The following is a 14,152-nucleotide window of genomic DNA, read 5'->3' on the forward strand; positions in this document are numbered from 1 at the left end:
GCGCGGCGCGTCACCTCCCGGGCGCGGCGCTCTCCTCGGCCGGGAGGAACAGCCCCGCCGGCACGCAGGGCGTGGCGATGCGCCGCACCGCGAGGCCATAGGCCTCGCCCACCGCCGCCTCGCTGAGCGCCTCCGCGGGCGGGCCCTCGGCCAGGCGCCGGCCGGCGTGCAGCAGCAGCACCCGCTCGCAATAGCGCGCGGCGAGGGCGAGGTCGTGCAGCACCACCACCACCAGCCCCCCCGCCCGCGCGCGCCGCTCCGCCGCGCGCAGCACCGCGTGCTGCTGCGCGAGGTCGAGCGCCGCGGTGGGCTCGTCGAGGAACAGCGCCGTCCGCTCCGGCGGCGGGCCATGAAGCTGCGCGAGCACGCGGGCGAGCTGCACGCGCTGCTGCTCGCCCCCCGAGAGGCTCGCGAAGAAGCGCTGGGCGAGATGCGCCACATCCGCCTCCTGCATGGCGGCGGCGAGCGCGGCGCGGTCCTCGGCGCGGCTCGCGCGGCCGGCGTGCGGCAGGCGGCCGAGCGCCACCACCTCCGCCACGCGCAGCGGGAAGCCGAGCCCGCCCGATTGCGGCAGCACCGCGCGCCGCCGCGCCAGCGCATCGGCCGGCCAGTCGAGCACGGGCACGCCGTCGAGGAAGGCGCGCCCGGCCTCGGGCCGCAGCTCGCCGCTCAGCACCCGCAGCAGGGTGGATTTCCCCGCACCATTCGCGCCCAGTATGCCGGTGACGCGCCCGGGGGCGATGGCGAGGTCGGGCAGGTCCAGGATGCGCCGCCCGCCGCGCCGGACGACGAGGCCGCCGGCCAGGATCATCGCCCGTCCACCGAAAGCCGCTGGCGCAGCAGCAGCGCGAGGAAGAAGGGGCCGCCCAGCAGCGCCGTCAGCAGCCCGATGGGCAGCTCGGCCGGCGCCACCAGCACGCGCGCGGCGGCATCGGCCAGCAGCAGCAGCGCCGCGCCGATCAGCGCCGAGGCCGGCAGCACCCAGCGATGGTCGGCGCCGCGCAGCAGCCGCGCGAGATGCGGCGCGACGATGCCCACGAAGCCGATCATGCCCGCCGCCGCCACCGCCGCCCCCACGGCGAGCGCCACCAGCAGCACCGAGACTTGCTTCAGCCGCTCGACGGGCATGCCGAGCGTGGCGGCCTCGCGCTCGCCCAGGATCAGCGCGTTGAGCCCGCGCGTCAGGAAGGGCGCGGCCAGCAGCAGCGGCAGGGCGCAGGCCAGCGTCACCGCCAGCGCGGCCGGGGTGGCCCCCGCGCAGGAGCCCATGGTCCAGAACAGGATGTCGCGAAGCTGCAGGTCGTTGGCCGCGAACACCATCGCCGATGTGGCCGCCCCCGCGAGCGCGTTGAGCGCGATGCCCGCGAGCAGCATGGAGGCGATCAGCATCCGTCCCTCGTGCCGCGCGATGCGCATCACCAGCAGCGTGACCAGCAGCGCGCCGGCGAAGGCGGCGAGCGGGGTGCCATAGGGGCGCAGCGGCTCGGCCAGCAGCGGCAGGCCGAGCACGATCATCCCCACCGCCCCGAGCGCCGCTCCGGCCGAGACGCCGAGCAGCCCGGGATCGGCCAGCGGGTTGCGGAACAGCCCCTGCATCACCGCCCCCGAGAGCCCGAGCACCGCGCCGGTCAGCGCGGCGAGCAGGCTGCGCGGCACGCGCAGCGTCCAGAGGATGGCCTGCTCGGCCGGGTCGGCCCCGGCCAGAAGCCCCGTGGGCGCGAGCAGGGCGCGCAGCACCGCCCCCGGCGGCAGGCGGATCGCCCCGGCGCCGAGCGCGAGAAGCAGGGCCGCCGCGAGGAGGGCGAGGAGCAGCGCGAGCGCCGCGCCATGCCCCGCCCGCCCGCCCGGCGGGCGCGATGCGGCCCGCGTGGCTGCCGCCCCGATCATGCCGCCTCGCCGAGCCAGGGGCGCTCGGGCAGCCGCGCCACCGCCGCCTCGCCGTGCAGCGCGGCGGCCAGGTCGCGCGCCGCGTGCGGCGTGCGCGGGCCGAAGCCCAGCAGATACAGCATGTCGAAGGCGGCGAGGCGCCCCTGCCGCGCGGCGGGCAGCAGGGCGAGGGCGGGCTGGGCGAGGAAGCGCTCGCGCCCGCCCAGCGCCTGCACGCTGTGCGCAGGCGCGACCAGCCAGTCGGGCGCGGCGGCCAGCGCGGCCTCGGCGCCGAGCGGGCGATAGCCCTCATAGCTCTCCACCGCGCTGCGCGCCCCGGCGAGCCGGAGCATGGCCGCGGCCGCGGTGCCGCGCCCCGAGGCCATGGGCGCGCCACCCCCGACTGCCAGCAGGAAGAGCGCGCGCGGGGAGGGGGCCGCGCGCGGCAGCCCGGCCTCGAGCGCCGCGAAATCCGCGGCCACGGCGGCCGCGAGGGCACGCCCCGCCGCCCGGCGCTCGAGCGCCCCGGCGACGAGATGGATCGCCTCGGCCAGCTCCTCGGGCGACTGCACCCGGCCCGCCTGCACCACGCGCAGCCCGGCGGCGCGAAGCTGCGCCACCGCCCCTGGCGGGCCCGCCTCCTGCGCCAGCAGCAGCAGGTCGGGCCGCAGGGAGAGCACGCCCTCGGCCGAGAGCTGCCGCAGATAGCCGATCTGCGGCAGGCGCGTGAGCGCGGCCGGAAAGAGGCTGGTGCTGTCCACGCCCACCAGCGCCTCGCGCGCGCCGAGCGCCACCACGATTTCCGCGAGGCCGCCGCCGGCGACGACGAGGCGCGCCGGGGCGGCGCGGGAGAGGCGCGGCGCGGCGAGCAGCGGCGCGGCCAGCAGAAGCGCGCGCCGGGGCGTCATCGCGCCTGCTCCTCCGCGAGCGCGCGCCAGGCGGGGTCTTCCGCCTCGCCGGGCTTGCGCTTGCCGAAGAGCATGATCGCGAGCTCGCCCTCCGCGTCGAAGGCCTCGAGGGAGGTGACGACGCCATCCTCCGTCGGCTTGCGCACGAGCCAGATCTCGGCGAGCCCGGGGCTGTGCAGGTGCAGGTTGAAGTCCGGGTCCATCACGTTGAACCAGGGCCCGCGGGGCAGCAGCCGCTCCACCCGGCCGGTGTGGATCTGGATGCAGCCGGGATTGCCCACGAAGACCATGATGGGCAGCCGGGTGGCGGCCGCGCCGTGCAGCGCGCGCTCGATGGCCCCGGGCGCGAGGCGCTGCGCGAAGGCCTCGCCCGCGAGGCGGAAGGCCTGGCGGCGCTCCGCGCCGAAGCGGCGCAGCATCGGGAAGAAATCGTGCGTGTCGCGCAGCGCGGCCCAGGCGGCGCGCAGGCCGGCGCCGTCGATCTCCGCATCGGGGCGCGGCGCGGCGGGGGCGGGGCGGGGGGCGAGGCGCAGCGGCGCGGCCGGCGCGGCGGCGAGATCGGCGGCGATGCGCTCCAGCGCGCCCTCGGGCGTAGCCTCGGTGGCGAAGACCTTGTGCATCGCCGTGCCGGCGGCGTCGAAGATCTGCAGGCTGCCGCGCGGGCTGCCCGGCTGGCCGGCGGGCACGAAGAAGCCGTGCGCCCAGCGGGCGAGGAAGAGGCGCAGGTCGATGTCCTCGCCCAGAACCAGGCCCATCTGCCCGTTCACCGAGACCTCGCGGTAGCGGCCATGGCGTTCGTGCACGCAATGGGCGTTGCGCGTCAGCGCCATCACTTCGCCCGCCCCGGTCAGCGCGCGCAGCAGCGCCTCCCAGTCGGGCCGCAGCGCAACCGCGCCGGGCAGGGTGGCGACGAGCGCGGCCTCGCCGGTGGCCAGGCGCAGCGCGGCGTCGCGCACGCGCAGGCCGGGCTCCTCCTCGCGCAGCCGCGCCCAGCGCGCGGCGAGATCCTCGGAAGGGGGAAGCGTGTCGGGCATCTGGGGCCTCCTTCAGAACTGCGCGGAGATGCGGAACTGCACGTTGCGGCCGACGTCGTAGAAGGCGCTGCGGGTCACGCCCGCGTCCCAGGAGGCGCGGCGGTAGCGGACATCGGCGAGGTTCGCGACGCCGAGATCGAAGCGGAAGGGCGCGAGCGGCCCCTCGGGCGGCTGCCAGGTGAGGAACAGGTCCATCAGCGCATAGGGCGCGGTGCGCGGCGGAAGCTGGCCGGTGGAGAGGTCGCGCGGCTTGCGGTCCTGCTCGGCGACGAGCTGCACGCGCCCGCCCAGCGTCACCCCCTGCTCGAGGAAGCGCCGGCCGAGCGTGAGCGAGAGCTTGTGCGCGGGGATGAGCGAGAGCGGCTGGCCGTTGCTCAGGTTGTCGCCGCGCAGGATGGAGGCGCCGGCGCGGGCGAACCACAGGCGGCTCTCGTACTGGCCTTCCAGCTCGAAGCCGTCGATGCGCGCGCGGGTGACGTTGCGCTGCTCTGTGGTGGTGGCGGTGACGATGGTCTCGATGAAGTCGGAGACGTTGTTGCGGAACAGCGCGGCGCGCAGGCGCAGGCTGTCGCCGTCCTCGAGCACGTCGCGGAAGCGCAGATTCACGCCCATCTCCGCGTTGCGCGAGGTCTCGGGCCGCAGGTTGGGGTTGGGCACGAAGACGTTGAAGACCGGCCGCGGCGTGACCGCGACGGGGAAATGCACGCCGAAATTGTAGAGCTGGGTGAGGTTGGGCGCGCGATAGGCCTCGGCGTAGGAGAGGTAGGGCTGCAGCCAGTCGGTGACGCGCCAGGCCAGCGAGACGCGCGGCGAGAGCCGGTCGTTGGACTGGCTGCGCTGGCCGGGCGCGGAGGATTCGTAGCTGTCGTAGCGCAGCCCGGCGGTGAGCGTGGCGGGGCCGATGTTCAGCTCCTCCTGCGCGAAGAAGCCGAACACCTCCTGCCGCGCGTCGGGATACTGGCCGCGCTCGGCGCCGTTGCGCCGGCCCGCCTGCTCGTCGCGATGGCCGTCGAAGCCGATGGTCAGCGCGTGACGGTCCCAGCCCAGCAGGGAGAAGCGCGAGGTGTTCTGCAGCGACAGCCCCATCGTCTCCAGCGTGGTGCCGTCGCGCCGCCCGTCATTGGGCAGGATGCGCGTCTCGGTGATGGCGATGTCGTTGCGGTAGAGGCTCGCGCGCAGGTCCACGAGGCGCGTCGCGGGCGGGGCCCAGGCGAAGTTGAGCGTGTACTGCGTGCCGCGCAGCGTGCGGTCGGCGATGTTCGTCGCGTCGAAGGTGTTGGCCGCGACGGGGATCACCTGCTGCTCGTCGCGGTGGATGACGCCGGCGGAGATGCGCATCCCCGGCAGCGGATTCCAGCCGAGCCGCGCCATGACCGTGTTGGTCGTGGGGTCGGTGTAGGGGATGGTGCGGCCCGCGCCGTCGGTCAGGTTGTTCCCGGCGTTGCGCGCATAGGCGAGGATGCCGTCGAAGCCGCCGGCCTGGAAGGCCGCGCCGGCGCTGGAGCGCCAGCGCCCGCCGTTGCTGTCGTAGCCCTGGGAGAGGAAGAAGCCGGTGGCGCGGCCGGGGCGGATCAGATCCTCCGCCTCCAGCGTGCGCAGCGCGATCACGCCGCCCAGCGCGCCCGAGCCGTAGAGCATGGAGGCGGGGCCGCGCAGCACGTCCACCTCGCGCAGCAGCTCGGGCTCGAAGAAGAAGCGGCCGCGATGGCCGGCGTTGAAGTTCTGCCGCACGCCGTCGAGCTGGATGAGCACGCGGTCATCGCCCAGGCCGCGGATTTGAGGCTGCTGCACGCTGGCGCGCGGCAGCCCGTCGGCCTCCACGCCCGGGATGTCGCGCAGGATGTCGTTCAGATTGCCGGGCTGGCGGCGGCGCAGCTCCTCGCGCGGCACGACGGTGACGGGCGCGGCCACATCGCCCGCCACCTGGGGGGTGCGGGTGGCGGTGGTGGTCACGGCGTCGAGCGGCGTCAGCGCCGCGCTGGGGGGCGATTCCTGCGCCATGGCGGGCAGCGCCGCGAGCATGGTGGTGGCGAGCAGCCACGGGCGGGCGGATCCAGACACGCTACTTCCTCTCTCTCCCGGCCCCGGCGGGCCGACTGGGGGAAGCGCTGGCTGGCGGAGAGGCTGGCTCGCGCGGATGGGTTACTTGGTGAGGATCAGCTTGCCGCCGCGGGTGCGGCGCAGCCGGTAGATCTCCTCGCCGTGGAGGATTTCGACCTCGCCCCGCCCCCCCAGCAGCACCCCGCTGGGGATGCGGCGGGGCGCGCCGGGGCCCGGCCGGCGGACCGGGGCGGCGCCGCGTGGCGCCGGGGGCGGGGCGGGGTCGGGCTTCTCTTCCACAGCGTCGGCTTTAGCGCGAATGAGAATCGTTCGCAAGTATGGGTCAGCGCAGCCGGAACCGCACCGGGACGACGAAGGCCGCCTCGGCGGCCGGCCAGCTCTCCGGCAGGGCGGGGGCGGGCGAGATGCGCGCCAGCAGGGCCAGCGCCTCCTGGTCGAGCGCGGCGACGCCGCTCGAGCGCATGAGCTGCGCCCCGCGGATGGTGCCGTCCCGCGCCACGCGGAAGGCCAGGATGGCGTCGCCCTCCTCGTCGCGCTCGCGCGCCGAGGGCGGGTAGCGCAGGGCCTGGCGCAGCCGCGCGCCGAGCGCGGCCCGGTAGGAATCGGGCAGCAGCGCGGCCGAGAGGGCTTCGGAGGGGGCGGGTGGCGCGGGCCCGGCCGGCCCGGCCGCCACGGGCCCGGCCGCCACGGGGGTGGCCGCCATGGGGCTGGCCGGGGCGTGCGGGCCCGCCGGCCGCGCGGCGGGGCGGGCGGCCTCGCGCGGCGGTGCGGGGCGCGGCGCTGCGGGCCGCGGGGCGGGCGGCGCGGCCAGGGACGCCGCCTGGAGCGGGGCGGGCGGCGGGGGTGCGGGCGGCGCGGCCTCGGCCGCTGCGGGGGCGAGGGGGGCCGACTCGGCCGGGAGCGGCGGCGGTGCCGGGGCGAGCGCAAGCCTCTCCGGCTCGGACGGGGCAGGCGGGGGCGGAGGGGGCGCGACCACCACGGGGGGGCCGGGCGGCGGCGGTTCGGCCAGGGGCTCGGGCGCGGGCGGCGCCTCCGCCGCCTCCGGGACCGGCTCGGCCCCCCCGTCCTGCTCCCCGGGCGGCGCCCAGGCCAGGGCGATGGCGAGGGGGCCGGGCGGCGGCGGCGGCGCGCCGCGCGGCAGGGAGAGGGCGGAGAGCAGCGCGCCATGCAGCGCGAGCGAGGCGAGCCAGAGCGGCCGGGCGCGCGGACAGGCCGCGGGCGGGGGGGCGCGGCGGCGGGCGGGCGTGGCGGGAACCGGGTTCGGCACGGCGCGCAGTCATGGCGCGGGCGGGCGCTATTTGCAAGTGACTCGCAATCGCGACTGGACCCGCCGGGCGGGCCGCGCCGTCCGCACCATACCAGCGGCCACTTGCTTCGACTCGTGAGCAAGCGGCTTGGCCGCTGGTATGCCTTTGTTTTGGCACGCCGCCGCCCACCAACCCGGCGTGCGCGATACGTCCGGCGTGACCGCCGGCCGCATCACTCCACCGTCACGCTCTTCGCCAGGTTGCGCGGCTGGTCCACATCCGTGCCCTTGAGCACCGCGACGTGGTAGGCGAGGAGCTGCACCGGAATGGCGTGCAGGATGGGCGCGGCGAAGGCGCCCGCATGGGGCAGCACCACCACGCGCTCGGCGAAGCGCGAGAGGGCGGGCGCGCCCTCGGCGTCGGTGAAGGCCATGATCCGCCCGCCGCGCGCCGCCGCCTCCTGCAGGTTCGAGGCGGTCTTCTCGAAGAGCGGGCCAGAGGGGCAGAGCGAGATCACCGGCACCTGATCGTCGATCAGCGCGATGGGCCCGTGCTTCATCTCGCCCGCCGCATAGCCCTCGGCGTGGATGTAGCTGATCTCCTTCAGCTTCAGCGCCCCCTCCAGCGCGATGGGGTAGAGGTTGCCGCGGCCGAGGAACAGCACGTCCCTTGCCTTGGCCACCTGCGCGGCCATGGCGCGGATTTCCGCATCGCGCTCCAGCACCTCGGCGGCATGGGCGGGAACCTCGAGGAGTTCCGCCGTCAGCCGCGCCTCCTCCGCCTCGCTCACCGTGCCGCGCGCGCGGCCCATGCCGATGGCGAGACCGGCGAGAACGGCGAGCTGCGCGGTGAAGGCCTTGGTGGAGGCAACGCCGATCTCCGGCCCCGCCACCGTCAGCAGCGCGGCGTCCGCCTCGCGCGCCATGCTGCTTTCGGCGACGTTGACGATGGCGAGGCAGCTCTGCCCGCGCGCGCGCAGCAGCTTCATCGCGGCGAGCGTGTCCGCCGTCTCGCCGCTCTGGCTGACGAGCAGCGCCGCACCCCCTTCGGGCAGCGGCGGGTCGCGGTAGCGCAGCTCGCTCGCCACATCCGCGTCCACCGGGATGCGCGCGAGCTGCTCGATCCAGTAGCGGCCGACGAGCCCGGCGAGGAAGGCGCTGCCGCAGGCCGTGATGGTCAGGCGCGGGATGGCGCGGGCATCGAAGGGCAGGGCGGGCAGCACCACGCGGCGCTGCGCGGGCTCGAGATACTGCGCGAGCGTGTCGCCCAGCACCACGGGGTGTTCGTGCAGCTCCTTCTCCATGAAGTGCCGGTAGTTGCCCTTGCCCGTGGGCGCGCCGGAGACGGAGGTCTCGCGCACGGCGCGCTGCACCGGGCGTCCCTCGGCGTCGAAGAAGCGGACCGTCCCGTGGTCGAGGATCGCGTGGTCGCCCTCCTCCAGATAGGCGATGCGGCGGGTCAGCGGCGCGAGGGCCAGCGCGTCCGAGCCCACATACATCTCGCCCTCCCCGAAGCCGACGGCGAGCGGCGCGCCCTGGCGGGCGCAGATCAGCAGCCCCTCGCGCCCGGCGAAGATCATCGCCAGCGCGAAGGCGCCGTGCACGCGCTTCAGCGCCGCGGCCGCCGCCTCCTCCGCGCCCATGCCCTCGAGCAGGTGCTGGTCCACCAGGCGCGCGAAGGTCTCCGTGTCCGTCTCCGTCTCGAAGACCTGGCCCTTCGCTTCGAGTTCGGCGCGCAGCTCCGCGTGGTTCTCGATGATGCCGTTGTGCACGACGACGACGCGCGCCGTGCCGTGCGGGTGCGCGTTGCGCGTGGTGGGCGCGCCATGGGTGGCCCAGCGCGTGTGGCCGATGCCGAGCGTGCCCGGCAGGGGCTCGGCCGCCAGCACGGCGGCGAGGCGATCGAGCTTGCCCTCGGCGCGGCGACGCTCGATGCGGCCCTCGACCAGGGTGGCGATGCCCGCGCTGTCGTAGCCGCGGTATTCGAGCCGCTTCAGCGCCTCGAAGATCCGCGGCGCCGCCGCCTCGCGCCCCACCACGCCCACGATGCCGCACATGAAGCCTGCTTCTCCCTCGATGGCGAAGGCGGCTTCGATGCCATGGATGGCCGCGCCGCTCCAAGCGGGCGGGGGCGCGACATTTTGTTGCCTGGCGTGTCAGCCCGCCGCGCCTGCGCCCCCGCCGAGACGCACGCCTTGTCGCCGTTGCCCCCCATCACGCGCGACAGGATCGACGCTTCGCGCCTTGCGAGGGGATCCGGCCGCAAGGCGGCCGGCGCCGCCCAACCGCCCTCGCGGCCGGGCGCGCCCGGCGCGCGGCGCAGCCAGCGCGCGGAGCGCGCGCCCGGCGCCGAGGAGGACACCCTTTTCGCGATGGCGTCGCCATCACGCGCAACAGGATCGAAGCTTCGCGGCCTTGCAAGGGGATCCGGCCGCAAGGCGGCCGGCGCCGCCCACCTGCCCTCGCGGCCGGGCGCGCCCGCCGCGCGGCGCAGCCCAGCGCGCGGAGCGCGCGCCCGGCGCCTGAGGGCATCAAATGATATGATGCCGCACCCGCGCGCTCACCCACTCGCTCACCAGCACGGTGGCGAGGATGAGGGCGAAGATCACCGTCACCTGCGGCCAGGCCAGCGTGTTGATCGACGCCTCGAGCTGCATGCCGATGCCGCCCGCGCCGACGAGCCCCAGCACCGTCGCCTCGCGGATGTTGATGTCCCAGCGGAAGACGGTGATGCCCGCGAAGGCCGGCATCACCTGCGGCACGATGCCCCAGGTGAGCACCTGCGCGCCGGAGGCGCCGGTGGCCGTCAGCGCCTCCACCTGGGTGGGGTCGATCTCCTCGATCGCCTCGTAGAGCAGCTTGGCGATGAAGCCGATGGAGCGCAGCGCGATGGCGAGGATGCCCGCCAGTTCCCCGGGGCCGAGGATGATCACCAGGACCAGCGCCCAGATCAGCGAGTTGATGGAGCGGCTGGCCACGATCACGATCAGCGCCACGGGCCGCACCAGAACGACCGAGGGCGTGGTGTTGTGCGCCGCAAGGAAGGCGAGCGGCACGCCGATCACGACCGCGAGCGCCGTGCCCAGGGTCGCCATGTTGACCGTGTCCCACAGCGGCTTCCAGAGCTGGTGCGCGTATTCCCAGCGCGGCGGGAACATCCGCCCAACCAGGTCCGCGCCCTGCTGCGGCGCGTCCCAGACGAACATCCAGATGGTCCGGTCCGAGATGAACTGGAAGCAGGCCACCGCCAGCGCCACGCCGCACAGCCAGCCCAGCCAGACGAGCAGATCGCCGCGCGGCGTGCGGCGGCGCCACAGCGGCGTTCCGTCGGGGGCGGTGGAGACGGCCATGCTACTGCACCCAGCGCCGCAGCCAGCCGCTCGCGTATTCGCAGGCGAGCACGATGGCGATGATGATGAGCAGGATGGCCGCGGCCGTGTCGAACTCGTAGCGGTCGAAGGCGGTGTTCAGCGTGTCCCCGATCCCGCCCGCGCCGACCAGGCCGAGCACGGCGGATTCGCGGAAGTTGATGTCGAGGCGATAGGCCGAAAGCCCGATCAGCCGCGGCTTCACCTGCGGCAGCACGCCCCAGGCGATCCAGGAGAACCAGCCCGCCCCGGTGGCGCGCACGGCCTCGGCCTGGGCCCGCTCGATGTCCTCGATGTCCTCGGCCAGCAGCTTGGCCATGAAGCCGATGGTGGCGAAGGCGAGGGTGAGCATGCCCGCCAGCGGCCCGAAGCCCACCATGGCCACGAAGACGATGGCGATGATGACCTCCTGGAAGGTGCGGCTGATGGCGATGATCGCGCGGCAGAACAGGTAGATCGGCAGCGGCGCCAGGTTGCGCGAGGCGCCGAGCGCCACGGGAACGGAGAGCGCGATGCCGATGGCGGTGGAGACCACCGTCATCGTCACGCTCTCCAGCAGCCCTTCGAGGATGTCCTCGCGCTTGGTCAGGAAATCGGGCGGCAGGAAGCCGGCGAGGAAGCGCGCGCCGCGCTCCAGCCCCTCGGCGGCGCGGGCCCAGTTCACCTCGACCGTGGCCACGCCCAGCACGGCGTAGAGCAGCGCCCCGAGATAGATCGCCCAGCGCAGCCAGCGCGTCGCGATCAGCGGCGGCGGGCGCCAGGCGCGCGCCGCGGCGACCGCGTCGAAGGGCGCGGCGGTGGCGCTCACGCCAGCTCCTCCTCCTCGGCGGCCTCGGCGCGGCGGATGGTGCGCGACCAGTCCTCCTCGCCGTAGATGCGCGTCAGCGCCGCCGCGTCCAGCGTCTCGGCCGGCCCGTCGAAGACGATGCGGCCCTGGCGCAGCCCGACGATGCGCCGCGCGAACTCCTGCGCCAGCGCCACGTCATGGATGTTGACGATGGCGGCGAGGCCGCGCTCCTCGCACAGCTCCACCAGCAGCCGCATGATCTGGCGCGAGGTCTTGGGGTCGAGGCTCGCCGTCGGCTCGTCCACCAGCAGCAGGGCGGGGTCCTGCATCAGGGCGCGCACGATGCCCACGCGCTGGCGCTGCCCGCCCGAGAGCGCGTCCGCGCGCTTGTCCGCCATGTGGGCGAGGCCCACGCGGTCGAGCAGGCGGAAGGCCTCCACCACGTCGCGCCGGGGGAAGCGGCGGAACCAGGCGGCCCAGAATCCCGTGTAGCCGAGCCGGCCGGAAAGCACGTTCTCCATCACGGAGAGGCGCTCCACCAGCGCGTATTCCTGGAAGATCATCCCCATGCGCCGGCGCGCGCGGCGCAGCGCCCCGCGGCCGAGCCGCGTGAGATCCTCGCCGTCCAGCCGCACCTCGCCGGCGCTGGGCTCGACGAGGCGGTTCACGCAGCGGATCAGGGTGGATTTCCCCGCCCCGGAGGGGCCGATCAGCGCCATCACCTGGCCGGGGGGAACCTCGAGGTCCACCCCGTCGAGGGCGAGATCGCCCGTCGGGTAGCGCTTCGTCAGGCCCCTGAGCGCCAGGAGCGGGCGGGCATCGGGCGTCATGCCCGCCTCCTTACCATTCGCGCCCCGTCACTGGCAGCGATACTGCACGCCCACCGCGGCGTCGGACTGGCGCACCACCTCCCAGTGCTCGCGGTAGGTGATGGGCAGGAAGCGCTGCATGGGCGGGATGGAGTTGCCGAACTCGCGCGCCAGCTCGCTGCCCTCCCAGTTGAAGGTGAAGAAGGCCTCGCGGATGCGCTCCTGGAGCTGCGGCGTGAGGTTGTGCGCCATGCCGTAGCCGGTGGTGGGGAAGGTCGCGCTCTTGTAGATGGTGCGGAACGTGTCGCGGTTCACCACGTTGCGCGCGGCCATGCGGAACAGCACCTCGTTGGCGATGGCGGCGGCGTCATAGTCGCGGTTGGCCACGCCCATGATGCTGTTCTGGTGGCTGCCCGAGAAGGCGGCGCGGAAGTCGCGGTCGGGCAGCATGTTGAACTGGTCGCGCAGCAGGGCCGAGGGCACGCGGAAGCCGGAGTTGGAGGTCTGGCTGGTGAAGGCAAGGCTGCGGCCGCGCAGATCCTCCATGCTGCGGATCGGGCTGTCGGCGCGGACGATGATCTCCATCTCGTAGCCGAACTCGCCGGCGTTGGAGGCCATCACCGCGAAGGGCACGAAGCCCGCGCAGTTGACCGCGAGCGGCGTGCCGCCCGTGTTGAAGCCCGCGATGTGCAGGCGGCCGGCGCGCATCGCCTCGATCTGCGCGGCGTTGTTCTGCACCGCGAAGAACTGCGTGCGCTTGCCGGTGACGCGGGAGAGGTGGTTCAGGAACCCCTCGAAGACGCGGCGATAGACGGACGGATCCTCCACGGGAGTGTAGGCGAAGACCAGCACCGGCGGGTCCACCTGCTGGCGCGGATCGGTCGGCGTGTCGGCCACCAGGTCGCCGTCGCGGTCGCAGAAGCGGGCGTCGAGCTGCCCGCGCGGACAGTCGGGCGCGGTCTGCGCCGCGGCGGGCAGCGCGAGGCCGAGGCCGCAGGCGGCGGCGAGAAGGGCGCGTCGGAACATGGCGTCGGTTCTCCCTGAAGGCGTCAGCGGCAGGCGTAGGAGACGTTCATCGCCTGGTCGATCTGGCGGATGACGGCCCAGTGCTCGGCATAGGTGATGGGGATGAACTTCTCCTGCGGCGGCTGGCTGCGCTGGAACTCCGCGAGCAGCGCCGTGCCCTCCCAGTTGAAGCTGAAGAAGGCCTCGCGGATCCTCTCCTGCAGCGCGGGCGCGAGGTTGTGCGCCACCCCGTAGGCCGAGGTGGGGAAGGTCTGGCTGCGGTAGATGGAGCGGATGGCGGCGGGGTTCACCGCGCCCCGCGCCACCATGCGGTTCAGCACGGAGTTGGCGATGGCCGCCGCGTCGTAGTCGCGGTTCGCCACGCCGAGGATGCTGTTGTCGTGCCGGCCGGAGAAGGCGGTGCGGTAGTCGCGGTCGGCCACCATGCCGAACTGGCTCTCGAGCAGCGCCGAGGGGGCCTTGAAGCCGGAGTTCGAGGTCTGCGCGGTGAAGGCGATGGTGCGCCCGCGCAGATCCTCGATGCGCTGCGCGGGCGAGTTCGCCGGCACGATGATCTCCATCTCGTAGCCGAAGGCGCCGTCGCGGCTCGCCATCATGGCGAAGGGGCGGAAGCCCGCGCAGTTGACCGCGAGCGGCGTGGAGCCCGTGTTGAAGGCCGCGATGTGCAGCCGGCCCGAGCGCATGGCCTCGATCTGCGCGGCGTTGTTCTGCACCGCGAAGAACTGCACGCGCCGGCCGGTGACGCGCTGCATGTGGTCGAGGAACTCCTGCCAGACGCGGCGATAGACGGCCGGATCCTCCACCGGGGTGTAGGCGAAGATGAGGGTGGGCGGGTCCACCTGCTGGCGCGGGTCGGTCGGCGTGTCGGCGACCAGATCGCCGTCGCGGTCGCAGAAGCGGGAATCGAGCGCGCCGCGCGGGCAGTCCTGCGCCGCGGCGGGGGCGGCGAGGCCCAGGGCGAGCGAGACTCCGAGCAGCCATCGGCGCGGAATCATGCGGGGCTTCCTTTCCGGCTCGTCATGCGGCGCGCCGATAGCCTGCCCCGGA

Annotated in this window: 12 protein-coding genes and 1 pseudogene; all 13 read right to left on the reverse strand. The window is 74.6% G+C overall.

Features of this window, described 5'->3' with window-relative positions; translation table 11 throughout:
- Window positions 1–10: 10 nt before the first annotated feature.
- Window positions 11–787, reverse strand: a pseudogene (locus H596_RS0103635) (heme ABC transporter ATP-binding protein); the annotation flags it as partial.
- Between the two features lie 20 nt (window positions 788–807).
- A complete protein-coding gene (locus tag H596_RS19900; RefSeq protein WP_037299850.1) occupies window positions 808–1,887 on the reverse strand; it encodes a FecCD family ABC transporter permease in 1,080 nt (359 codons plus the stop codon).
- On the reverse strand, window positions 1,884–2,774 hold the full coding sequence (locus H596_RS19905) for a heme/hemin ABC transporter substrate-binding protein (protein WP_051212303.1): 891 nt from the start codon (window positions 2,772–2,774) through the stop codon (window positions 1,884–1,886). Before H596_RS19905 ends, H596_RS19900 begins: the two co-directional genes overlap by 4 nt.
- A complete protein-coding gene (locus H596_RS0103650) occupies window positions 2,771–3,808 on the reverse strand; it encodes a hemin-degrading factor (RefSeq protein ID WP_027283745.1) in 1,038 nt (345 codons plus the stop codon). Before H596_RS0103650 ends, H596_RS19905 begins: the two co-directional genes overlap by 4 nt.
- 12 nt (window positions 3,809–3,820) lie before the next feature.
- Window positions 3,821–5,869: a TonB-dependent hemoglobin/transferrin/lactoferrin family receptor gene (locus tag H596_RS19910; protein ID WP_156910021.1), complete on the reverse strand. Its 2,049-nt coding sequence runs from the start codon at window positions 5,867–5,869 to the stop codon at window positions 3,821–3,823.
- 81 nt (window positions 5,870–5,950) lie between these two features.
- Window positions 5,951–6,148 carry a hemin uptake protein HemP gene (gene hemP / locus H596_RS0103660; protein ID WP_027283746.1) on the reverse strand — a complete coding sequence of 66 codons (198 nt, stop codon included), beginning with the start codon at window positions 6,146–6,148 and terminating at the stop codon, window positions 5,951–5,953.
- Window positions 6,149–6,191: 43 nt separating this feature from the next.
- Entirely contained in the window at window positions 6,192–7,136 is a 945-nt protein-coding gene (locus H596_RS24830; RefSeq protein WP_051212306.1) for an energy transducer TonB, read from the reverse strand.
- A 212-nt stretch (window positions 7,137–7,348) separates the two neighbouring features.
- The gene (glmS, locus tag H596_RS0103670; protein WP_027283747.1) at window positions 7,349–9,172 is read right to left on the reverse strand and encodes a glutamine--fructose-6-phosphate transaminase (isomerizing); all 1,824 of its coding nucleotides are present in this window, start codon (window positions 9,170–9,172) and stop codon (window positions 7,349–7,351) included.
- 474 nt (window positions 9,173–9,646) lie between these two features.
- A complete protein-coding gene (phnE, locus tag H596_RS0103675; protein WP_027283748.1) occupies window positions 9,647–10,465 on the reverse strand; it encodes a phosphonate ABC transporter, permease protein PhnE in 819 nt (272 codons plus the stop codon).
- Window position 10,466: 1 nt separating this feature from the next.
- The gene (phnE, locus tag H596_RS0103680) at window positions 10,467–11,291 is read right to left on the reverse strand and encodes a phosphonate ABC transporter, permease protein PhnE (protein ID WP_027283749.1); all 825 of its coding nucleotides are present in this window, start codon (window positions 11,289–11,291) and stop codon (window positions 10,467–10,469) included.
- Window positions 11,288–12,100, reverse strand: coding sequence for a phosphonate ABC transporter ATP-binding protein (phnC, locus tag H596_RS0103685; protein WP_027283750.1), 813 nt, complete (start codon window positions 12,098–12,100; stop codon window positions 11,288–11,290). The genes phnE (H596_RS0103680) and phnC overlap by 4 nt, the downstream gene beginning before the upstream one ends.
- 27 nt (window positions 12,101–12,127) lie before the next feature.
- Window positions 12,128–13,105, reverse strand: coding sequence for a phosphate/phosphite/phosphonate ABC transporter substrate-binding protein (gene phnD / locus H596_RS0103690; protein ID WP_027283751.1), 978 nt, complete (start codon window positions 13,103–13,105; stop codon window positions 12,128–12,130).
- Window positions 13,106–13,128: 23 nt separating this feature from the next.
- Window positions 13,129–14,100 carry a phosphate/phosphite/phosphonate ABC transporter substrate-binding protein gene (gene phnD, locus H596_RS0103695; protein ID WP_027283752.1) on the reverse strand — a complete coding sequence of 324 codons (972 nt, stop codon included), beginning with the start codon at window positions 14,098–14,100 and terminating at the stop codon, window positions 13,129–13,131.
- Between the last annotated feature and the right edge of the window lie 52 nt (window positions 14,101–14,152).

Source organism: Rubritepida flocculans DSM 14296, assembly GCF_000425365.1.
In the GTDB taxonomy this organism is placed as follows: Bacteria; Pseudomonadota; Alphaproteobacteria; order Acetobacterales; family Acetobacteraceae; genus Roseococcus; species Roseococcus flocculans.